The 19,741-nt window shown below is 66.4% G+C and carries 22 protein-coding genes and 1 pseudogene; 12 read left to right on the top strand and 11 right to left on the bottom strand.

The annotated features are described in order from the left end of the window. Window positions 1-45 precede the first annotated feature (45 nt). Entirely contained in the window at window positions 46-738 is a 693-nt protein-coding gene (gene flgA / locus C664_RS16735; RefSeq protein WP_004264576.1) for a flagellar basal body P-ring formation chaperone FlgA, read from the bottom strand. Window positions 739-957: 219 nt separating this feature from the next. On the opposite strand from flgA, the gene flgB reads away from it, so the two are divergent. From flgB to C664_RS16675, 12 genes are all read left to right on the top strand, one after another. Next, window positions 958-1,365, top strand: coding sequence for a flagellar basal body rod protein FlgB (gene flgB / locus C664_RS16730; RefSeq protein WP_004264574.1), 408 nt, complete (start codon window positions 958-960; stop codon window positions 1,363-1,365). A gap of 11 nt (window positions 1,366-1,376) precedes the next feature. Further along, window positions 1,377-1,781: a flagellar basal body rod protein FlgC gene (flgC, locus tag C664_RS16725; protein WP_004264572.1), complete on the top strand. Its 405-nt coding sequence runs from the start codon at window positions 1,377-1,379 to the stop codon at window positions 1,779-1,781. Between the two features lie 39 nt (window positions 1,782-1,820). Beyond that, window positions 1,821-2,489, top strand: a complete 669-nt coding sequence (locus C664_RS16720) for a flagellar hook assembly protein FlgD (RefSeq protein WP_004264568.1) — start codon at window positions 1,821-1,823, stop codon at window positions 2,487-2,489. A 15-nt stretch (window positions 2,490-2,504) separates the two neighbouring features. After that, on the top strand, window positions 2,505-3,767 hold the full coding sequence (gene flgE / locus C664_RS16715) for a flagellar hook protein FlgE (protein ID WP_004264565.1): 1,263 nt from the start codon (window positions 2,505-2,507) through the stop codon (window positions 3,765-3,767). Between the two features lie 43 nt (window positions 3,768-3,810). Beyond that, window positions 3,811-4,545, top strand: a complete 735-nt coding sequence (gene flgF, locus C664_RS16710) for a flagellar basal-body rod protein FlgF (RefSeq protein WP_004264561.1) — start codon at window positions 3,811-3,813, stop codon at window positions 4,543-4,545. Window positions 4,546-4,709: 164 nt separating this feature from the next. Further along, window positions 4,710-5,492 carry a flagellar basal-body rod protein FlgG gene (gene flgG, locus C664_RS16705; protein ID WP_004264560.1) on the top strand — a complete coding sequence of 261 codons (783 nt, stop codon included), beginning with the start codon at window positions 4,710-4,712 and terminating at the stop codon, window positions 5,490-5,492. An 8-nt stretch (window positions 5,493-5,500) separates the two neighbouring features. Continuing rightward, complete coding sequence (locus C664_RS16700) at window positions 5,501-6,178, top strand: flagellar basal body L-ring protein FlgH (protein ID WP_004264558.1); 678 nt, start codon at window positions 5,501-5,503, stop codon at window positions 6,176-6,178. A gap of 12 nt (window positions 6,179-6,190) precedes the next feature. Beyond that, window positions 6,191-7,318, top strand: coding sequence for a flagellar basal body P-ring protein FlgI (locus C664_RS16695; RefSeq protein ID WP_004264557.1), 1,128 nt, complete (start codon window positions 6,191-6,193; stop codon window positions 7,316-7,318). Window positions 7,319-7,328: 10 nt separating this feature from the next. Next, window positions 7,329-8,363, top strand: coding sequence for a flagellar assembly peptidoglycan hydrolase FlgJ (flgJ, locus tag C664_RS16690; RefSeq protein WP_004264554.1), 1,035 nt, complete (start codon window positions 7,329-7,331; stop codon window positions 8,361-8,363). 71 nt (window positions 8,364-8,434) lie between these two features. Next, window positions 8,435-10,510: a flagellar hook-associated protein FlgK gene (gene flgK / locus C664_RS16685; protein WP_004264552.1), complete on the top strand. Its 2,076-nt coding sequence runs from the start codon at window positions 8,435-8,437 to the stop codon at window positions 10,508-10,510. A 23-nt stretch (window positions 10,511-10,533) separates the two neighbouring features. Next, window positions 10,534-11,736, top strand: a complete 1,203-nt coding sequence (flgL, locus tag C664_RS16680) for a flagellar hook-associated protein FlgL (RefSeq protein ID WP_004264550.1) — start codon at window positions 10,534-10,536, stop codon at window positions 11,734-11,736. 8 nt (window positions 11,737-11,744) lie between these two features. Further along, the gene (locus C664_RS16675; RefSeq protein ID WP_004264547.1) at window positions 11,745-12,251 is read left to right on the top strand and encodes a hypothetical protein; all 507 of its coding nucleotides are present in this window, start codon (window positions 11,745-11,747) and stop codon (window positions 12,249-12,251) included. A 15-nt stretch (window positions 12,252-12,266) separates the two neighbouring features. Here C664_RS16675 and fliR read toward each other — a convergent pair whose 3' ends face one another. From fliR to C664_RS16625, 10 genes and pseudogenes are all read right to left on the bottom strand, one after another. After that, the gene (fliR, locus tag C664_RS16670) at window positions 12,267-13,064 is read right to left on the bottom strand and encodes a flagellar biosynthetic protein FliR (protein ID WP_004264544.1); all 798 of its coding nucleotides are present in this window, start codon (window positions 13,062-13,064) and stop codon (window positions 12,267-12,269) included. A 22-nt stretch (window positions 13,065-13,086) separates the two neighbouring features. Continuing rightward, the gene (fliQ, locus tag C664_RS16665; protein WP_004264542.1) at window positions 13,087-13,356 is read right to left on the bottom strand and encodes a flagellar biosynthesis protein FliQ; all 270 of its coding nucleotides are present in this window, start codon (window positions 13,354-13,356) and stop codon (window positions 13,087-13,089) included. Between the two features lie 16 nt (window positions 13,357-13,372). Next, complete coding sequence (fliP, locus tag C664_RS16660) at window positions 13,373-14,140, bottom strand: flagellar type III secretion system pore protein FliP (RefSeq protein WP_004264540.1); 768 nt, start codon at window positions 14,138-14,140, stop codon at window positions 13,373-13,375. Continuing rightward, window positions 14,130-14,588, bottom strand: coding sequence for a flagellar biosynthetic protein FliO (gene fliO / locus C664_RS16655; RefSeq protein WP_004264538.1), 459 nt, complete (start codon window positions 14,586-14,588; stop codon window positions 14,130-14,132). Before fliO ends, fliP begins: the two co-directional genes overlap by 11 nt. A 13-nt stretch (window positions 14,589-14,601) precedes the next feature. After that, window positions 14,602-15,075: a flagellar motor switch protein FliN gene (fliN, locus tag C664_RS16650; protein WP_004264535.1), complete on the bottom strand. Its 474-nt coding sequence runs from the start codon at window positions 15,073-15,075 to the stop codon at window positions 14,602-14,604. Further along, window positions 15,068-16,078, bottom strand: a complete 1,011-nt coding sequence (gene fliM, locus C664_RS16645; RefSeq protein WP_004264534.1) for a flagellar motor switch protein FliM — start codon at window positions 16,076-16,078, stop codon at window positions 15,068-15,070. Before fliM ends, fliN begins: the two co-directional genes overlap by 8 nt. A 12-nt stretch (window positions 16,079-16,090) precedes the next feature. Further along, window positions 16,091-16,657 (bottom strand): flagellar basal body-associated FliL family protein, encoded by a 567-nt coding sequence (locus C664_RS16640; RefSeq protein ID WP_004264532.1) that lies wholly within the window; start codon window positions 16,655-16,657, stop codon window positions 16,091-16,093. A gap of 93 nt (window positions 16,658-16,750) precedes the next feature. After that, window positions 16,751-18,001, bottom strand: a complete 1,251-nt coding sequence (locus C664_RS16635; RefSeq protein ID WP_004264528.1) for a flagellar hook-length control protein FliK — start codon at window positions 17,999-18,001, stop codon at window positions 16,751-16,753. Window positions 18,002-18,095: 94 nt separating this feature from the next. Then, window positions 18,096-18,560, bottom strand: a complete 465-nt coding sequence (gene fliJ, locus C664_RS16630; protein ID WP_004264526.1) for a flagellar export protein FliJ — start codon at window positions 18,558-18,560, stop codon at window positions 18,096-18,098. 109 nt (window positions 18,561-18,669) lie between these two features. Next, window positions 18,670-19,734 (bottom strand): annotated as a pseudogene (locus tag C664_RS16625) (FliI/YscN family ATPase); the annotation flags it as partial. Window positions 19,735-19,741: the final 7 nt, after the last annotated feature.

Here is a 19,741-nt window from a genome sequence, read left to right as displayed (position 1 = left end):
TTTAGTGATTTATTTCACGTCCGTGGAAAATTTGCATGACGCCCCTCAGAAGTCGACGCTGACGCTGCCGTCCGACTGGACCAGGCCCTGCACGATCTGACCGTTGCCGAGCCGGATCCTGACCCTTTCGCCGGGCGCGGCGGCGCTCAGCGCCTGGCCTTCGCCCGAGACCGTGAAGCCCGGGCCGCGGGTGAGGATCGGCACGGTCTGTCCGCGTCTCACCGCATCCGGCAGGCGCACGCTGCCCGCCCGCAGCGGCGCGCCGGCAGCCTGGGCAAAGCGCGTGAGGTGGCCCAGTGCCTGCCCGGGCGAGGACAGCACGTTGTCCGGCAGCGCGGTGAGCTCGCCCTCGCGCACCTCGATGTCGCCCTCGCGGATCACCTCTGCCGAACGCAGTGCGCGGGTCGTGACCAGGTAGGGACCGAAGATCTGCACCTGCGCCTGCACGTAAGCGGTCCAGGTGACCGGAGAGTCGCAGCGCACGCCCACCGTGAGCTGGCCCCAGGGACGCGTGCCCGGTGGCAGGAAGGGTTCCAGCGCGGCGCAGGGTGGCAACTGATTGGCGGGATCGAAGGCGCGGACGCTGATCCGTGGCTCGCCGGGCATTCCCTGCACCTGGCGTTCGAGGAAGGTGCGCACGGTGCTTTCCACGGCCTGCGGGGGCTGCTGGCCGATGGCGGGTGAGAGGGGGCTGAGGCCGAGGGTGAGGACAGCAAGGGGGCTGGCGAGATGCTTCATGGTCCCGATTGCAGCATGCCTCACCCGGAGAGGCAAGTTGCCGGCAGCTTTTGCCGCCCGCGCCGACAAGCGGCAGATATGGGCGGTTTTCCGCCGCCTTATCGGCAGAGGAGCGAGGCGGGTCCAGCCTTACCATCGCTGGCATGAAAGCTGCAACTTCCACTGCCATCGAGACCGTTTCCCGTTTGCGGAAGCGGCGTTCATCCGCGAGGTAAGGCGATGAAGACCCTGCTAGACAACCAGATGCGTTTCCACCAGGCCGCGTTCAATCTCCAGGCCTACCGCCAGGAACTGCTCGCCTCGAACATCGCCAACGCCGACACGCCGCATTACAAGGCGCGCGACATCGACTTTCGCAGCGCGCTGCAGAACGCGATCGGGAAGGGGGGGCAGTCGGGTGTCGCGCTCGACACCACGCACCAGGCGCACATCGCCGCCGGCGGTAGCGCGGGCGCCGGCAGCTTCGTCAAGTACCGCAACGAATACCAGTCCGCGGTCGACGGCAACACGGTCAACATGGACGTCGAGCGTGCGGCCTTCGCCGAGAATGCGCTGCGCTACGAGGCGAGCGTCACTTTCATCAGCGGCATGATCCGCTCGATGAACACGGCGCTCACCGGTCAGTAAGGGGTTCCATCATGAGCATGCTCAACGTCTTCCAGATCGCTGGCTCCGCGCTCAACGCGCAGTCGCTGCGACTCAACACCACGGCCTCCAACCTCGCCAACGCCGACAGCGTGACCACGGAAACGGGCGAGCCTTACCGCGCCAAGCAGGTCGTGTTCGCCGCCCGCCAGGTGGCCGGGCCCGCGGCCGTGGGCGTGCAGGTGACGCAGGTCGTCGAGAGCGCTGCGCCGATGCGTCTCGTCTATGAGCCGAACAATCCCGCGGCCAATGCCGAGGGCTACGTCGAGATGCCCAACGTCAACGTTGCCGAAGAGATGGTGAACATGATCTCCGCGTCGCGCTCCTACCAGAACAACGCCGAGATCATGAACACGGCACGGACCTTGCTACAAAGGACATTGCAGATCGGACAGTAAGCGCCGTCCGGCAAACGATGCCGCTAGCAGGAGAAATCCATGACCACCGTGTCGAACAATCAGACAGCGAAGAGCGTGCTGGCCAGCCTGGCCCGCAGCGAACCTGTCCAGAAGGCAGAAGAGGACATGCAGGGCCGGTTCCTGAAGCTGCTGACCACGCAGCTCCAGAACCAGGACCCCATGAACCCGATGGAGAACGCGGAGATGACCTCCCAGCTCGCGCAGATGAGCACGGTGGATGGCATCGAGCGTCTCAACAAGATGGTCCAGTCCTTCTTCGACTCCCAGGCGTCGGCCGAGGGGCTGAATGCGGCGGCGCTGCTCGGGCGCGGCGTGCTGGTGGAAGGCTCGCGCCTGGCGCTGACCGAAGCGGGTGCCATCGGCGGTTTCGAGATCGATACCCCGGCCGACAGCGTGACGCTGTCAGTGCGCGACAGCTCGGGTCTGGTCGTGAAGCAGATGGTGTTCAACGACGTCGATGCGGGCAGCCACAACTTCGTATGGGACGGCACCGCCGAGGATGGCTCGCGTGCGGCCGACGGCATCTACACCCTGTCCCTGTCGGCGACGCTTGGCGAAGAGGCGGTGGGCGGACGGACGCTGCAGTTCGGTCCGGTCACCAGCATCGTCCGTGGTGCCAGCGGCACCGATCTCCAGGTGGGCGACCTCGGCGTGTTCAAGGTCGACGACGTCAAGCAGATTCTCTGATCCGGAGCCCCGATCATGGCATTCCAGCAGGGCCTCAGCGGCCTGAACTCTTCCTCCAAGGCGCTCGACGTCATCTCCAACAACGTCGCCAACGCCAGCACCGTGGGTTTCAAGAACTCCGGCACGGTGTTCGCCGACGCCTACGCGTCTTCGCTCACCGGCGCGGTGTCCAAGGTGCAGATCGGCATCGGCAGCGCGGTGCAGGCCGTGCGCCAGTCCTTCACCCAGGGCAACATCACCACCACCAGCAATCCGCTGGACATGGCGATCAACGGCAATGGCTTCTTCGAGGTCGAGTTGCAGAGCGGTGGTTTCGCACTGACGCGCAACGGCCAGTTCAACATCGACAAGCAGGGCTACATCGTCACCCCGCTCGGCGACCGCCTGATGGGCTATCAGGTCGAGGATCCGATTTCGGGTGACGTCCGTGCGCCTGCCACCGTCACGGCGGATTCGTTCCGCACGATGGTGATTCCGTCCACCGGTGTCGGCGCGGCGGCCACCACCGAAGTCGGTTTGAGCCTGAACCTCAGCGCGGATGTGGAGACGATCGACGGGGCCACGACGCCGCTCGACCCGAATGATCCGGAGACCTATTCCTACTCGACCGCGCTGAAGATCTTCGACTCCCTTGGCAAGGAGCACTCGCTGTCCCTGTACTTCGTCCGTCGCACCGATGTCGTAAACAGCACCTGGGACGTCTACACCGTTCTGGACAACGACACGGCGACGCTACCGGCCACGCCGAACGCGACGCTGAACTTCGACGGTCTTGGAAAGCTCGTGCCGCCGAGTGACTTCGTGCTGACCTCCAATCTCGGGCCGGACGCCGATCCGAGCGTGATCAATGTCGACATGTCGATGATCACCCAGTTCGGCGGCAAGTCCACGCCGCGCGAACTGACCCAGAACGGCTCCGCCCCGGGCGAGATCGCCGGCCTGTCGATCAGTCGCAACGGCACCGTCCAGGCGCGCTACACCAACGGCATCACCAAGGACATCGGCATCGTCAACCTGACGACCGTGCGCAACAACAACGGCCTGTCGCCCATCGGCAACAACTACTGGGTCGAGACGCCGGAATCGGGTGGTTTCGCCCGCGGCGAACCGGGTAACGGGCTCAACGGCGTCATCTCCGCAGGCCAGGTCGAGGAATCCAACGTCGACCTGACCCAGGAGCTGGTGCAGATGATCATCCAGCAGCGCAACTACCAGGCCAACGCGCAATCGATCCGCACGCAGGACCAGATCCTGCAGACGCTGGTCAACCTGCGCTGATGACTGAACAGGCTGCGGGCCGACAGGAAGAGGGGAGTCGAACATGGATCGCCTGATCTACACCGCGATGACCGGTGCCAAGGGCACGATGGACCAGCAGGCGGCGGTGTCGAACAACATCGCCAACGCCGCCTCGACCGGTTTCCGCTCGCAACTGCACAAGCTGCGTGCGGTGGAAATCCAGACCGAAGCCCTGCGCACGCGCTCGTTCGCCGTCGATGCCAGCGTCGCCAACGACTTCACACCGGGGCCGATCCAGTACACCGGTCGGCCCTACGACGTCGCGCTGGAAGGCAAGGGCTGGCTCGCGGTGCAGCGGCCGGACGGCAGTGAGGCCTACACCCGCAACGGCAGCCTGATGCTGAGCCCGGCCGGCATCCTGCAGACCCGCGAGGGGCAGCCGGTGGTCGGCGACGGCGGGCCGATCGCCCTTCCGCCCGACACCGAGATCGTCATCGGCCGCGATGGTTCGGTGTCGTCCATCGACCCGGGCACCGGCGTGGTCAACCTCGTCGCCCAGTTGAAGCTGGTGAACCCGCCCGAGACCGATCTGGTGCGCGGTGACGACGGCCTGTTCCGCCTCGCCAACGGCGCGCCGGCCCCGGCAGACCCCAACGTGCAGGTCGCCGGTGGCTACCTCGAGGGCAGCAACGTCAATGTCGCCGACCAGATGGTGCAGATGATCTCGCTCGCCCGCCAGTTCGAGATGCAGGTGCGCATGATGCAGACCGCGGAGGCCAATGACCGCGCTGCGACCCAGGTGCTGTCGTCGAACTGAACGGCCGCGATCGTCCTCCGCACGATTAGCACGGTTTTTGCGTTGTTTATCTCGGGATGGTCGAGACCGGCAAGGGCCTAGACTGATTCCATGGAAAAGCGGCAATCGCCGCCGCGTGACGGCAAAGCCTGCCGTCACGGCAACGCAGAACAGAGGACTTCATCATGATCCGCTCCCTGTGGACCGCCCGCACCGGGCTGGATGCCCAGCAGACCTCGCTGGACGTGATCTCCAACAACCTGGCCAACGTCTCCACCAACGGCTACAAGCGCCAGCGGGCGGTGTTCGAGGATCTGCTGTACCAGACGATCCGCCAGCCGGGGGCGCAGACCACGCAGCAGACCCAGGTCTCCAGCGGCCTGCAGATCGGTACCGGTGTGCGTCCGGTGGCCACCGAGCGCATCTTCACGCAGGGCAGCCTGCAGCAGACCGGCGGTGCGCTCGACGTCGCCATCCAGGGCAACGGCTTCCTGCAGATCGCGATGCCCGACGGCACCACCGCCTACACCCGCGACGGCGCGCTGCAGCTCGACAACCAGGGCAACGTCGTCACCCCGAGCGGCTATCCGCTGCTCGATGCCATCCAGATCCCGGCCGACGCCAAGTCGATCACCATCGGCAAGGACGGCACCGTGACGGTCACGCTGCCCAATCAGGTCGAGCCCCAGCCGGTCGGCCAGATCCAGGTGGCGACCTTCATCAACCCCGGTGGCCTGCAGAGCGCGGGTGAGAACCTGTTCTACGAAACCGCGTCGAGCGGCGAGGCCACGCCCACCGAAGCAGGCACCAACGGTGCCGGCGTCATCAACCAGGGCTATGTCGAGACCTCTAACGTGAACGTGGCCGAGGAACTGGTCAGCATGATCGTCACGCAGCGCGCCTACGAGCTCAACTCGCGCGCCATCTCCACGTCCGACCAGATGCTCGGGCGCCTGACCCAGCTGTGAGGCCGTTCATGAAGCCCCTGTTCGCCTCCTTCCTGCTTGTCGGCGTCGCGCTGCTGGCGGGCTGTGCCTCGATCGACACCGTGCCGCCAACGGCCGTGCATCAGCCGATGAGCGTGCGTCCCGACAGCCGCCTGCCGGCGCCTTCCGCGAATGGCGCCATCTACCAGGCCGCACTCGCGCGGCCGCTGTTCGAGGATCGCCGCGCGCGCCATGTCGGCGACATCATCACGATCAACCTCGTCGAGCGCAACACCGCGACCAAGAGCGCGAATGCCAGCGCTTCGCGCGGCTCGGAGATGACCGGCGGCATCACCGCGAGCTCGCGCCTGCCGCTGGGCGGGCTCAATGGCCTCAACATCGAAGCCGGAGCCGATTCCGAGTTCACCGGCACCGGCTCGGCCCGTGCAAACAACGCCTTCAACGGCACGATCACGGTCACGGTCATCGACGTCTATCCCAACGGCAACCTGCTGGTGTCCGGCGAGAAGATGCTCGCCATCAACCAGGGCAGCGAGTTCATCCGTTTCTCGGGTGTGATCGATCCCAATACGGTCACGTCGACCAACACCGTGCAGTCGACGCAGGTGGCGGATGCACGCATCGAATACCGCGGCGGCGGCTTCATCGACCAGTCCAACACCATGGGGTGGCTGCAGCGCTTCTTCCTCGCCATCCTGCCTTTCTGACCGAGCCTAGCCATGAACCGATTCCAATCCCTGCTGATGCGAGGCCTGGTGGCGGCGGTCGCCGCCGGCATCTTCTACTCCGCGGCGGCGGAAGCCGCTGCAGAGCGCATCAAGGACCTTGCCACCATTGCCGGCGTGCGCGAGAACCAGCTCGTCGGCTATGGCCTCGTCGTCGGCCTGGATGGCAGCGGCGACCAGACCACGCAGACGCCTTTCACCAAGCAGAGCATCGTCAACATGCTCGGCAACATGGGCGTGACCGTGCCGCAGGGCACCAACATGCAGCTGAAGAACGTCGCCGCGGTGATGGTCACCGCGAGCCTGCCGCCGTTTGCGCGGCCCGGCCAGCCGATCGACGTCACCGTGTCCTCGATCGGCAATGCCAAGAGCCTGCGTGGCGGCACGCTGGTGATGACACCGCTGAAGGGCGCAGACGGCCAGGTGTATGCGGTGGCGCAAGGCAATCTGGTGGTCGGTGGGGCCGGTGGTGCCGCGGGCGGTGCGGCGCAGACCATCAACCATCTGGCGGCAGGGCGGATTCCGGGCGGTGCGACGATCGAGCGCGGCGTTGCCGCGTCGGTGGGGCAGGGCGACTTCGTGATGGTCGAACTCAACGACGCCGACTTCAACACCGCGCGTCGCGTGGTGGACGCGATCAACGGCGTCGCACCGGGCGCGGCGCGCGCGCTGGATGCGCGCAGCATCCAGGTGCTGGCGCCGGTCGACGTCTCGCAGCGCGTGAGCTTCCTCGGCCAGCTCGAGAACCTGAAGGTGACCCCGGGCGAGCAGGTGGCCAAGGTCATCGTCAATTCGCGCACCGGTTCGGTGGTCATGAACCAGCGCGTGACATTGCAGAACGTCGCGGTGTCGCATGGCAACCTCACCGTCACCGTGAATAGCGAGACCCAGGTGAGCCAGCCCGCGCCGTTCTCGCAGGGCGTGACCGTGGCGGCGCAGAACCAGGGCCAGGTCGACATTCGCCAGGACGGTGGCAGCATCCACAACGTGCGCGCCGGCGGCAACCTCGCCGACGTGGTCAAGGCGCTCAATGCGCTTGGCGCCAAGCCGATGGACCTGGTCAGCATCCTGCAGGCGATGAAGGCGGCCGGCGCCCTGCGCGCCGAACTCGAGGTCATCTGAGGTCAGCGACATGAACGCCGGTGTCCAGCTCAACGCTTTCGATCCCAATTCGCTGCGCGACCTGCAACGGCTGGCGCGCACCGACGGCCAGTCGAACGACACCCTGCGTGCCGCCGCGAAGCAGTTCGAGGCGCTCTTCATGCAGATGGTGATGAAGTCGATGCGCGAGGCGACGCCGTCGAACAGCATGCTCGACAGTGACCAGACGCGCACATACCAGAGCCTGCTCGACCAGCAGCTCGCATTGAACCTGTCCCAGGGGCGCGGCACCGGGCTGTCCGAGACCATCTACCGCCAGCTCGGCGGTAAGGACGACAAGACCAGTGCGATCGATGCGCTGATTCCGCCGGAGCAGGGCGGTGGCGGCTTCGACCTTGCCGGCGTCACCCGCCGGCCGGCAATTTCTGCCGCGATGCAACGCGCTGCGCTTGCCGCCAGCCCGGATGCCTTGTCCGGCGCCAAGGACACGCCCGCTTTCGATGTCGGCTCCACGGTCGACAATGCCTTGCTCGAGGCACGCTTCCGCGAAGCGATCCAGAGTGCGCGCGATGCCACCGGTGCGGTGTCCTCGCAGGCCCGTAACTTCGTGACGGAGGTGTGGCCGCATGCCGTCGAGGCGAGCAAGCGCACCGGTATCCCGCCCGCCTTCATGGTGGCGCAGGCCGCACTCGAGACCGGCTGGGGCGAGAAGCAGCTGCGCCATGCCGACGGCAGCCCGAGCTACAACCTCTTCAACATCAAGGCTGGCTCGGCCTGGACCGGCAAGACGGTCGACCGGGCCGTCACCGAGTATGCCGGCGGCCGGGCCTACACCGAGCCTTCCCGCTTCCGGGCCTACACGTCCTACGCTGAGTCCTTCCGCGACTATGCCGAGCTGATGACGCGCAGCCCGCGCTACGCCGGCGTGCTCGGCCAGACGGAGGTCAGCGGCTTTGCCCGCGGCCTTCAGGACGCTGGCTATGCCACCGATCCGCACTACGCCGACAAGCTGACCCGCATCATCGGTGGCGCCACGCTGCGCAACGCCCTGGCCTCCATCGGCTGATATTGCCGCTTCAGGGGTGGCAAGCTTCTTGCTGTTCTCCTGTCAGGTAATCGCAGATCAGGAAGACCATCATGGCTGGCATGCTCAACATCGGAGTCTCGGGCCTCAACGCGGCACAGGCCCAGCTCAATACGACCAGTCACAACATCACCAACGCAGGGACCGTCGGCTACCACCGCCAGACGGTTGGCCAGGCCGCGCGCCCGCCCTTGTTCACCGGCGCGGGCTTCTTCGGGCAGGGCACCGACGTCACTTCCGTCACCCGCTCGTACAACCAGTTTCTCGAGAACCAGGTCCTGCAGGCCGATAACCGGCGCGCGCAGTACGGTGCCTACAGCGCCCAGATCGGCCAGATCAACAACCTGCTTGCCGACAGCACGACCGGACTGTCGCCCGCACTGGCGAACTTCTTTGCTGGCGTGCAGGAAGTGGCCTCCAACCCCACCAGCGTGGCGGCGCGCCAGTCCCTGATTTCCAATGGCCAGGCGCTCGCGTCGCGCTTCCAGTCGCTGAACACCCGCCTCGAAGAGGTCCGCCAGGGGGTCGAGGGTGGCATCGTCCAGACGGTCGAGTCGATCAACACCTATGCCAAGGCGATCGCCGAGATGAACCAGCGCATCGTCGTCGCCCAGGCGGGCGGCGCCGGCGCGCCGGCCAACGACCTGCTCGACCAGCGCGACCAGCTGCTGGCCGAGCTGAACAAGCTGGTGCAGATCACCGTCGTTGACGAAACGGACAGCGGCAAGGCCAATGGTGCGGTCTCCGTGTTCATCGGCTCCGGGCAGCCTCTGGTGCTGCGTGGCACGGTTTCCCAGTTCCAGGTGATCCCGAGCGCTGCCGACCCGCAGCGCGGCGCGATCTCGCTGACGGCACCCGGTGGCAATACGATCGAGATTGCCGAGTCCTTGCTGAGCGGCGGCGAGTTGGGCGGGCTGCTGGAGTTCCGCCGGGTCTCGCTCGACGCTGCGCAGAACGAGCTGGGCCTCATCGCGCTCGGGATCACGGAGACGTTCAACGCACAGCACAAGCTCGGGGTCGATCTCGAGGGCGTTCTCGGGAAGGATTTCTTCAAGCCGATCGCCCCGACCGTGGTGCCGGCGGTGGCGGGCGTCAGCGTGGCGGTCAGCGACGTCAAGAACGTCGTCTCGACCGACTACCTGCTCGAGAAGGTTGGCGGCAGCTTCTGGCTGACCTTCGGCGGAAAGCGTTACGAAGCATCGGCGACTGACCCGAATGCCGCCGTTCGGCTGTCAGGTACGGGGTCGGTGGCCGATCCCTATATCGTCAGTGGCGGCGGACTCGAGATCAATGTCTCGGCTGCTGGCGACTTCTCTGCGCCTGGCCTGCTGATCCAGCCTACGCGCAACGCCGCCCGCAACATCGCCGTGGGCATCTCCGACCCGCGTGAGATCGCGGCCGGCGGTCCGGTCTCGGTGACGTCGCCGCTGACGAATCAGGGGACCGGCAAGGTCGCCAACATCGATATCCGCGACATCGCCGGCATGGACGGTTCGGGTGACGGGGTGCCGGACTTCTCGGCGATTGACTTGACGTTTGATGGCGCGAACCTTGCCGTTCCTACTGTCCCGGCCGCCTACACGATCTCACGGCTCACGAAGGATTCCACTTCGGGAGAATGGATCGTTGATCCCGCTTACACACCGGGCAGCTCGATTGCCTACAACCCCGGCACCGATTCCTCTGGTGTGCAGTTCCGCATCACGAGCACTGATGGCTACGAATTCGATTTCCGCGTCAGCGGCACGCCGGAGAACGGAGACGTGTTCAGCTTCGCGCCCAGCGTCGCCGGTGTAGCCGACAACCGCAATGCGGTTGCGCTCGGCGCGCTGCAGACGACCAAGGTCCTGGGTGCCGACGCCAGCGGCCGGCCCACCGCCACCTTCCAGTCGCTCTACGCCCAGACGGTGACCACGGTCGGCAACAAGACGCGCGAGGTCCAGGTCAACGAAGCCGCTCAGGAATCCTTGCTCGACCAGGCCACGAGCGCGCGCGACAGCGTCTCGGGCGTCAACCTGGACGAAGAGGCGGCCAACCTGGTCCGCTATCAACTCGCCTACCAGGCCTCGGCGCGCGTCATGACGGTGGCGCAGCGGCTGTTCGACGAACTCATCAGCATCGGCCGCTGAGCCGGCACATTCCGGAGATCATCATGCGTATCTCGACCTCCATGATCTACGACCGCGGCGTCGGTGCGATCCAGAACCAATGGAAGAACATCCTGCACACGCAGCAGCAGGTCTCCACCGGCCGGCGCGTGCTCACGCCCGCCGACGATCCGATCGCCTCTGCGCGAGCGCTCGAGATCGGCCAGACCAAGGCGGTCAACGGCCAGTTCTCGGTGAACATCGGTTATGCCGGCGACGCCATGAAGCTGCTCGAATCGCGCCTGCAGAGCGCCGGGGATGTGTTGCACTACGTGCGCGAGCGTGCAGTGCAGGCGGGCAACGGCGCGCTGGCCCCAGAAGATCTGCGCTACATGGCGACCGACATGAAGGCCCAGTTCGAAGCGATGCTCTCGCTCGCGAACAGCCAGGATGGCACCGGTGACTACATCTTCGGTGGCCACCGGTCGCAGCAGCAGCCCTACGACGGCGGCCTGTCCGGCGTGTCCTACAACGGCGACCAGGGCGAACGCACGATCCAGGTCTCGGCCTCGCGCTACATGCCGGTCAGCCTGCCGGGGTCCGATGTCTTCGACCGGACGCTGGCGCTGAATCCGGATACGGTCAAGCTTTATGCAAAGCCGGACAACGCCGGGCAGGGGGGGCCGACCATCAGCGCCGTCGATCCGGCGCTGGCGAATCCGGCAACACGTTATCAGTTCGTCTACACCGACGGCACCCCAGGCTCCTACGAGGTGACCAAGCTCGGGCAGGACGGAACGGAAGTGGCAATGGCGCCGAGCACCTTCCCCGCGGGTGGCTCCGTAACGATTGAAGGCATCACATTCGATCTTTCGGCGTCCACCGTGGAAAGCGGCGACGCGTTCGAGATCTTCGTCCCCTCGACCAACCTGCTCAACAACATGGCGATGTTCGCCTCCGCACTCGAGAAGCCCGGCGCTTCAGGCATGACGGGCGCCGTCGCCTTTGCCCTCGAGACCTTCGACGCCGGGCAGGAGAACATCCTCAAGACCCGCGCCCAGATCGGCTCGCAGCTTACCGAAACCGAAGCGCTCGCCAGTCTCGGCAGCGATCTTGACCTGCAGTACGCGTCCACCTTGTCCGGCCTGCAGGACGTGGATTACGCCGAAGCGATTTCGCGCCTGACACAGCAGCAGACCTATCTGCAGGCTGCGCAGCAGTCCTTCATGCGGGTGTCGGGCCTTTCGCTGTTCAACTACCTCAGCTGAGTATCGTCATGCGCGTCCTGCTTGCCCTGACTGCCGCCCTCCTTGCTGCCGGATGCGCGACTGCGCCCGAGGAGGGCAAGTCCTCGTCAATGTCCCGCGCGCTGCAGCAGGCCGAGCAGGTGGCGGGCGACTATGGCGGGCCGGTGGCAGCGATTGCCGGTGGGCTGATGATGCTGAGCGACCTGAAGATGCTCGAGCCCGAATATATCGCCGGGGGACTGATTGCATTCGCCATCTACGACCCCTTCGCCCCGACATGGCGCATCGACGTGCGCGAGGCGGGCAAGGACCGCGTGCGCATGGCGCTGCGCATGAAGTCGCTCTTCACCGGTGGCGACGGCGAGGCCCGTCAGGTCTTCCTGCGCAATGCGCGCCAGCTGGTGGAGGCAGGCGGCTTCGCGGGCTACGAGATCGTGCGCTACGAAGAGGGCATCGAGTCGACGCGCCCGTTCGCGCACCGCTACGCCAACGCCGAGATCCAGCTCGTACGCTCGCACATCTTCCCGGCGCTGTAAGCCGTGGAAGGGCCCTCAGCGCCGCGGCAGCGGCGCCAGCGCTTCGAGCATGCGGCCGATCTCGTCGAAGCCGCGTTCGAATAGGGTCTGCAGCACCGGCGCGAAGTTGGTCATGATCAGCAGCACGCCGATGAAGCCGGCCGTGAGCGTGACCGGAAAGCCCACCGCGAACAGGTTGAGTTGGGGCGCGGCGCGGGTCAGCACGCCGAGCGCGATGTTCGCCACCAGCAGCACGCCGATCACCGGTAGCGACAGCAGCAGGCCGGCGGCGAAGACGGTGAGGCCGGCGCGGGCAATGTAGCCCCAGCCTTCGGCGCGCACGATGTCGGTGCCCACCGGCAGCCACTCGAAGCTGCGCACCAGCACCTCGATCATCAGCAGGTGGCCGTTGATGGCGAGGAAGAGCAGGGTGGCGATCAGGTTGAGGAAGTCGGACAGCACCGCGGTCTGTCCGCCGGCGTCGGGGTCGAAGAAGATGGCGAAGGACAGGCCCATCTGCATGCCGATCAGCGCGCCCGCCATGTCCACCGCGGCGAACACGATGCGGATCATGAAGCCGACGGCAATGCCGATGAAGATCTGCTGGCCGAAGATCGCGAGCCCGACGCCGGAGCTGGGCGGCACGTCGGGCATGGGCGGCATCACCGGCAGCAGCGCGATCGCCACACCCAGGCCGATTGCCAGGCGCACGCGCGCCGGCACGCCCCGGTTGGAAAAGATCGGCGCCGAGGCGAACAGCCCGAGGATGCGCGCCAGCGGGAACATCAGCGCGGCAAGCCAGGCGTCGAGCTGGGCGGCAGTGACGCTGAGCATCTTCCTGGGCGACGGGCCGGCGTCAGCCGATCATCGACGGGATGGACTCGAACAGCCGCCGCATGAAGTCGGTGAGCATCGTGATCATCCAGGGGCCGGCCAGCACCAGGGTCACGAAGATGGCGACGAGCTTGGGCACGAAGGTCAGCGTCATCTCGTTGATCTGGGTGGCGGCTTGGAAGATGCTGATGATCAGGCCGGTGACGAGCGCCGCCAGGAACAGCGGTGCGGACACCATCAGGGTGACTTCGACGGCCTGGCGGCCGAGTTCGATGACAGCGGTGGGCGTCATGGCGGCTTCTCCTGCGCTAGACCGCGAAGCTGTTGACCAGCGAGCCGATCAGCAGCGTCCAGCCGTCGACCAGCACGAACAGCATGATCTTGAACGGCAGCGAAACGATGACCGGCGACATCATCATCATGCCCATCGACATCAGCACCGAGGCGACCACCATGTCGATGATGATGAAGGGAATGAAGACGATGAAGCCGATCTGGAAGGCAGTCTTGAGTTCGGACGTGACGAAGGCGGGGATCACGACCCGCATCGGCAGGTCCTCGGCCTTTTCCACCGGTGGCACCTTGGCCAGGCCGGCGAAGAGTTCGAGGTCCGGCTCGCGCACCTGGGCGAGCATGAAGGTCTTCACCGGCACCGAGGCGCGCTGCAGTGCCTCGTCGAACTGGATCTGACCTTCGGACATCGGCAGGTAGGCGTCGGTATAAACACGCTCGGCGACCGGCGCCATGATGAAGAAGGTGAGGAACAGCGCGAGCCCCAGCAGCACCTGGTTGGGCGGCGAGGTCTGCGTGCCCATTGCCTGGCGCAGCAGCGAGAACACGATGATGATGCGGGTGAAGCTCGTCATCATCAGCACCATTGCCGGGATGAAGCTCAGCAGCGTCATCAGCAACAGCGTCTGGATGGTCAGGCTGTAGGTGGTGCCGCCGGCCGGCGTGGTCGTGGTGGTGATGGCGGGCAGGGCCTGCGCCTGGGCGAGCACGGGCAGGCCGGCGAGCGCCAGCGCCAGGCCGATGCGCAGCATCGTCGTCAGCCGGATGGCGCGATCAGCGTGCATCGCGTCGCTCCATGGCCTGCTTCAACCAGGCCGAAAAGGCCCGGTTGGACGGGAATGGGGGTGTGTGTCCCTCGGTCGGCAGGGGCAGGTCTTCGGGTTTCATCTCGTGCAGCTTGGTGACGCTGCCGGGTGCCACGCCCAGCACCAGCACTTGTTCGCCCAGGCGCACCAGCACCACGCGTTCGCGCGGCCCCACGGCCGCGGCGCCCAGCACCTTGATCGCCGCGGCGCTGCCGCGTGGGGCGGCCAGGCGGCGGATCACCCACAGGCAGGCGAGCAGCAGGGCGATGACCACGGCGAGGCCGAACAGCATCTGCATCAGGCTGCCGGTCAGGTCGTTGGAGGGGCTGCCCATGGCGGCCGGTGCATCGGCCGCCTGCGCCATGACGTCGGGTGCGGTCAGGAGCAGGGCCAGAGTCAGGGTCGGGGCCAGAGTCAGGCGATGCACGGCAGTCCGGTGCTCAGTTGCGGATCTTTCGCATGCGTTCGGCGGGACTGATGATGTCCGTCAGGCGGATGCCGAACTTGTCATTCACCACCACGACCTCGCCCTGGGCGATCAGCGTGCCATTGACGAGCACGTCCATCGGTTCGCCGGCCAGGCCCTCGAGCTCGACGACCGAACCATGGGCCAGCTGCAGCAGGTTCCGGATCGACAGCTTGGTGCGCCCCAGCTCCACGGTGATCTGCACCGGGATGTCGAGGATCATGTCGAAGTCGTTCAGCGTGCCCTTGTTGCCGGCACCCGCGCCGAAGTCCTCGAAGATCTGGCTCGCAGGGCGTGCCTGATAGGGCGAGTCGCCCATCGCCGCGGCCGCCAGCTCTGCGGCAACACGGCTGGCTTCGTCGTCGGTGGCGGTGCCGGCTTCGCTGGCCGCCTGCTCCTGCATCGCGGCTGCCCAATCGTCGTCGGAAATCTGATCGTCATCAGCCATTCTGGCCTCCAGCTAACAAGGGCGAGGGCTCCTCTTCCTGCGCGAGGAAACGCTCCACCCGGATGGCGTATTGCCCGTTCTTGGTTCCTTGGCGGCACTCGAATACCGGCACGCCATCGACCTCGGCTTGCAGGACCTCGGGCACGTTGAGCGGAATCACGTCGCCCACCCGCATGTCGACGATGTCGCGCAGGGTGACGCGCGCGGTTCCCAGGTTGCAGCGCAGCTCGACTTCCGCGGTCTGCAACTGGCGCGACAGCAACTTGATCCAGCGTCGGTCGGACGTGATGTGGTCGCTCTGCATCGTCGAGTAGAGCAAGTCACGGATCGGCTCGAGCATCGAGTACGGGAAGCACACGTGCATCTCGGCCTGGGCGCCGCCCATCTCGAGCGAGAAGGTGGTTGCGATGACGATCTCGGACGGCGTGGCAATGTTGGCGAACTGCGAGTTCATCTCCGAGCGCACGTACTCGAACTCGAGCTTGAACACCGGCGCCCATGCCTTGGCGTACTCGGTGAACACCACATTGAGCATGCCCTGGATAATGCGCTGCTCGGTCGGCGTGAAGTCGCGGCCCTCGACGCGCGTGTGGAAGCGCCCGTCGCCGCCGAACATGTTGTCCACGACCAGAAAGACGAGGTTGGGGTCGAACACCACCAGCCCGGTGCCGCGCATGGGCTTGGCGGTCACCAGGTTGAGGTTGGTGGGCACGACGAGGTTGCGGACGAACTCGGCGTACTTCTGCACCCTGATCGGTCCGACCGACACCTCCGTGTTGCGGTGCATGTAGTTGAACAAGCCGATGCGCAGGTAGCGCGCGAAGCGTTCGTTGATCAGCTCCATCGTGGGCATGCGCCCACGCACGATCCGTTCCTGTGTGCCCAGGTTGTAGGGGCGCACGCCCTCGCTCGACTCCTCCTCGACCTCGGGCTCGTCGGATTCCCCGGTGACGCCCCTGAGCAGGGCGTCAACCTCTTCCTGAGAGAGAAAATCCGAGGACATGGTGGTTGTCCGCTACTGGATGATGAAGGAGTTGAACAGCACGGCCTGGATCGGGCCGTTCGAGGCCGTGCGGCCGCGGGCGTCGGTCTGGACCGGGAAGCCGAGCGCGGTATTGGCCTCGTCGACGATGCTGGCGGCCAGGTATTCGCGACCTTCCGTCGTCGACAGTTCGGACGGCAGCTTGCTCGAGAGCAGCAGGTTGATGCGATGCCGGATCTCGGGCATGAAGCCCTTGAGGCTTTCGCCGAGCTTGGGGTCCGAGACCCGCAGCACGATGACCGCCTGCAGGTAGTGGTCGCCCTCGTCACGGCGCAGGTTCACGGTGAACGGATCGAGCGGCACGAAGGTGGGCGGCTTGGACAGATCGACGACCGGGGCTGCCTGCGGCGCGACGACTGCGTCTGCGGTGGCCTCTTCGCTCCCCTTGTCCTTGTTCTTGAGCAGCAGCAGTGCGCCAACGCCACCTGCGACGATGATCAGCAGCACGAGCAGCACGATGACGATGATGATGAGCAGCTTGCCCTTCTTCTTGGGGGCTGCGTCCTCGCCTGCTTCCGGTTTGGTTGGCGCCTTGGCCATGCGATCCTCCTGATACCTTGCAAGAATTATCCCGGAAGATCGCACGCCGCGAAGCGTGGAAAAGTGGGGCAGAGCAGCCCCAATTCAAGCGCTTCAGACGAAGGTGTCGACCAGTCCGTCGTGTTGTCGCAGCCACGTCGTCCGGCTTGCACCGTCGGTCGTGTCCGCTGTTGTCTCGCTGCTGCCGCCACGCTGGCCTTGTCCGCCGCCTTCGGCGCCCGCCCCCTGGTCTTCCGAGGTGCTCACGTTGGCCTGCCCCAGGCTGATGCCGGCCTGCTCGAGGATCTCGCGCAGGCGCGGAAGCGCCTGTTCGAGCGCGTCGCGGGCGGCTTGGCTCGAGGCAACGAACTGCGCCGTCGTCTGGTCGCCGTTGAGTGCGATCGAGACCTCCAGCTTGCCCAGGTTCGGTGGCGTCAGGACCAGCTCGGCCTTGCTCTCCGCGCGGCCGAGCATCCATCGAACCTGATTGCCGACATCCTCGGCCCACGCCTGCTGGCCCGCCGGCGTCTGGACCGGCAGTTGTGGCGTGGCCGGTGTCGTGGCCGCTGAGTGACGCAGGACACTGAACAGGTTCGTGCCGTGATGCCCTCCCGATGCCTGGCCCGGCTGCTGGATTGCATCGCCGCCGCCCTCGGTCGTGAGCGCCTGCAAGGCGCTGGCCGTCTTGTCGGCAGCCAGTGCGGGTGCGGCGATCGGCAGGCGCCCCTGCAGCGCAGCGTCGGGCAACTGTCCGGCGTTAGCCGACCCTGCATCGCTTTTCGTCAGCAGGCCGGCATTCTGAAGCGATTTGCCGGCGCTGTCACCCGCAAGCAGGTCGGCCTCACCGCTGTCCGTCGTCGTTTCCGCGCGCAGGGCGGCAATCGCTGCCGGCAGACCGGCAACCGCCGCCGCGTCGGGGTTGTCGGTCCGTGCTGCGCTTGCCGTGTCGGATTCGGTCTCCGGGCGCCGGTCGGCATCCTGCTGGGCCGAATTTCCATCGCCCTGCTTGCCGGTGGGCGCTTCGGGGCTCGCGCTGTTCGGGTTGGTCTGCGCGTCGCCCTCGGCGCGTTCGCCCGAGGCCGTCGAGGTGCGTGACGGCGTGCGTTCGGGTTCGCGCACGGCCTCGCGTTGAGGGCTGCGTTCGGTCTCCCGCGTGCGCGTGGCGGCGGATTCGGCACGCGATGACGTTGTCTCGGCGCGCGCCGACTGCTGGTTGCGCAACTGACTTTGCAGCGTGCGCGAGAAGGAATCCGGTTGACTGCCTGGGCCGCCAAGGCCGACGAGCATGGCTCGGTCGGACAGGTTTGGACCGAGCTTGCCTTGCAAGTCCTGAGTCAGGCTGGTGGCGGAAACGGTTGCGGACATGGTCTGGGCGCCTCTTGTACGAATGAGCAAGGCTCTCAAAGCAAGAGACGTGCCATCGATCCGTTTGCCGCCTTGCGCGGCACGCTCCGGCGCTTCAGTCGTTCGCTGTTCCGTCGCCGTCGAAGCTCGCCAGGCCCCTGCGGGCAGCGTGCTCGTCGGCCATCTTCTGTTCCTGGCGCGCCTCGCTGCGGGCGATCCCGGCCTGATGGCGCTGCGACAGCGTGTCGAACGCCTTGAGCTTGTTGCGCTGCGCAAGCCATTGCTGCTGGCCTAGCGTGGTCTGGGTACGCGACTGCTCGACCACCCTGCGCTGTGCGAGGATTGCCTCGTCCAGCTTGGCGATGAAGGCGCCGTAGTTGCGCCATGCGTCCGGACTGAGCCCGCCGCGGGCGGCTTCGACGAAGCGCTCGTTGTACTCGTGGCGATAGTCCTCGAGCATCTGCAGCTTCTGCGCGACGTCCCGTTCCGCCGCAACCAGTTCGCCCAGGCGGCGCGCGGCGTCATCGGTGCGGGTCTGGGCGAGGTCGAGAAGGGGCTGCAGGTGAAACTGATTGCTCATCTGGGGCTGCGACGAAGAGTCGGAAATCGTGGGTCGGCAGGGGGTTCATGCATTCTAGCCCCTGGCGCGCGCAGGGTCTTCCCCCGGCGTCGGACCGGTGCGGACCCTGTCACGCGCCGCCCGAGAACACCTGCGCAAGTTTCTGCAGGGCGCTGTCGTAGGGCTCGCATTCGTTGATGCCCTGCTGGAGGAAGGCCTCGAGGCGCGGGTACAGGCGCACCGCCGTGTCCAGCACCGGGTCGCCGCCCGCCTGGTAGGCGCCGACCGCGATCAGGTCGCGCGAGCGCTGGTAGCGCGAGAAGAACTGCTTGAACTGGCGCACGACGGCGAAGTGGTCGTCGCCGACCAGGTTGTGCATCGCACGCGAGATGGACTGCTCGATGTCCAGGGCAGGGTAGTGGCCCTGGTCGGCCAGGCTGCGCGACAGCACGAAGTGACCGTCGAGGATGGCGCGTGCCGAGTCGGCGATCGGGTCCTGCTGATCGTCGCCTTCGGCAAGCACGGTGTAGAAGGCGGTGATCGAGCCGCCGCCTTCGGGGCCGTTGCCGGCGCGCTCGACCAGCGCCGGCAGGCGGGCGAACACGCTTGGCGGATAGCCGCGCGTGACCGGCGGCTCGCCGATGGCCAGCGCGATTTCGCGCTGCGCCATCGCATAGCGCGTCAGCGAATCCATGATCAGCAGCACCTGCTTGCCCTGATCGCGGAAGTATTCGGCGATTGTTGTGGCGTAGGCCGCGCCCTGCATGCGCATCAGCGGGCTGGTGTCGGCCGGTGCGGCGACGACCGCCGAGCGCGCGAGGCCTTCCGGCCCCAGGCTATGGTCGATGAATTCCTTGACCTCGCGACCGCGCTCGCCGATCAGGCCGACAACGATGACGTCGGCGGAGGTGTAGCGCGCCATCATGCCGATGAGCACCGACTTGCCCACGCCCGACCCGGCGAACAGGCCGAGGCGCTGGCCGCGACCGACGGTGAGCAGCGCGTTGATGGCGCGGATGCCGACGTCGAGCGGCTGGCTGATCGGCGCGCGGGCCAGCGGGTTGATCGGGCGACCCTGCAGCGAGCGCGTTTCCTGCGTGCCGAGCGGCCCGGCGCCGTCGAGCGGGCGGCCGGCACCATCGACCACGCGGCCGAGCAGGGCCTCGCCCACGGGCAGGTGCTTGGCGCGGTCTGCTTATCCC

Source organism: Thauera sp. 63 (assembly GCF_000310165.2).
GTDB classification, from domain to species: Bacteria; Pseudomonadota; Gammaproteobacteria; order Burkholderiales; family Rhodocyclaceae; genus Thauera; species Thauera humireducens.
Note: the sequence above shows the minus strand (reverse complement) of the source record. Positions and strands in the feature narration are given on the sequence as shown.

Coding starts and splice junctions, on each gene's coding strand:
- flgA (WP_004264576.1), bottom strand. CDS start 738: ATGAAGCATCTCGCCAGCCCCCTTGCTGTCCTCACCCTCGGCCTCAGC.
- flgB (WP_004264574.1), top strand. CDS start 958: ATGAAGACCCTGCTAGACAACCAGATGCGTTTCCACCAGGCCGCGTTC.
- flgC (WP_004264572.1), top strand. CDS start 1,377: ATGAGCATGCTCAACGTCTTCCAGATCGCTGGCTCCGCGCTCAACGCG.
- C664_RS16720 (WP_004264568.1), top strand. CDS start 1,821: ATGACCACCGTGTCGAACAATCAGACAGCGAAGAGCGTGCTGGCCAGC.
- flgE (WP_004264565.1), top strand. CDS start 2,505: ATGGCATTCCAGCAGGGCCTCAGCGGCCTGAACTCTTCCTCCAAGGCG.
- flgF (WP_004264561.1), top strand. CDS start 3,811: ATGGATCGCCTGATCTACACCGCGATGACCGGTGCCAAGGGCACGATG.
- flgG (WP_004264560.1), top strand. CDS start 4,710: ATGATCCGCTCCCTGTGGACCGCCCGCACCGGGCTGGATGCCCAGCAG.
- C664_RS16700 (WP_004264558.1), top strand. CDS start 5,501: ATGAAGCCCCTGTTCGCCTCCTTCCTGCTTGTCGGCGTCGCGCTGCTG.
- C664_RS16695 (WP_004264557.1), top strand. CDS start 6,191: ATGAACCGATTCCAATCCCTGCTGATGCGAGGCCTGGTGGCGGCGGTC.
- flgJ (WP_004264554.1), top strand. CDS start 7,329: ATGAACGCCGGTGTCCAGCTCAACGCTTTCGATCCCAATTCGCTGCGC.
- flgK (WP_004264552.1), top strand. CDS start 8,435: ATGGCTGGCATGCTCAACATCGGAGTCTCGGGCCTCAACGCGGCACAG.
- flgL (WP_004264550.1), top strand. CDS start 10,534: ATGCGTATCTCGACCTCCATGATCTACGACCGCGGCGTCGGTGCGATC.
- C664_RS16675 (WP_004264547.1), top strand. CDS start 11,745: ATGCGCGTCCTGCTTGCCCTGACTGCCGCCCTCCTTGCTGCCGGATGC.
- fliR (WP_004264544.1), bottom strand. CDS start 13,064: ATGCTCAGCGTCACTGCCGCCCAGCTCGACGCCTGGCTTGCCGCGCTG.
- fliQ (WP_004264542.1), bottom strand. CDS start 13,356: ATGACGCCCACCGCTGTCATCGAACTCGGCCGCCAGGCCGTCGAAGTC.
- fliP (WP_004264540.1), bottom strand. CDS start 14,140: ATGCACGCTGATCGCGCCATCCGGCTGACGACGATGCTGCGCATCGGC.
- fliN (WP_004264535.1), bottom strand. CDS start 15,075: ATGGCTGATGACGATCAGATTTCCGACGACGATTGGGCAGCCGCGATG.
- fliM (WP_004264534.1), bottom strand. CDS start 16,078: ATGTCCTCGGATTTTCTCTCTCAGGAAGAGGTTGACGCCCTGCTCAGG.
- C664_RS16640 (WP_004264532.1), bottom strand. CDS start 16,657: ATGGCCAAGGCGCCAACCAAACCGGAAGCAGGCGAGGACGCAGCCCCC.
- C664_RS16635 (WP_004264528.1), bottom strand. CDS start 18,001: ATGTCCGCAACCGTTTCCGCCACCAGCCTGACTCAGGACTTGCAAGGC.
- fliJ (WP_004264526.1), bottom strand. CDS start 18,560: ATGAGCAATCAGTTTCACCTGCAGCCCCTTCTCGACCTCGCCCAGACC.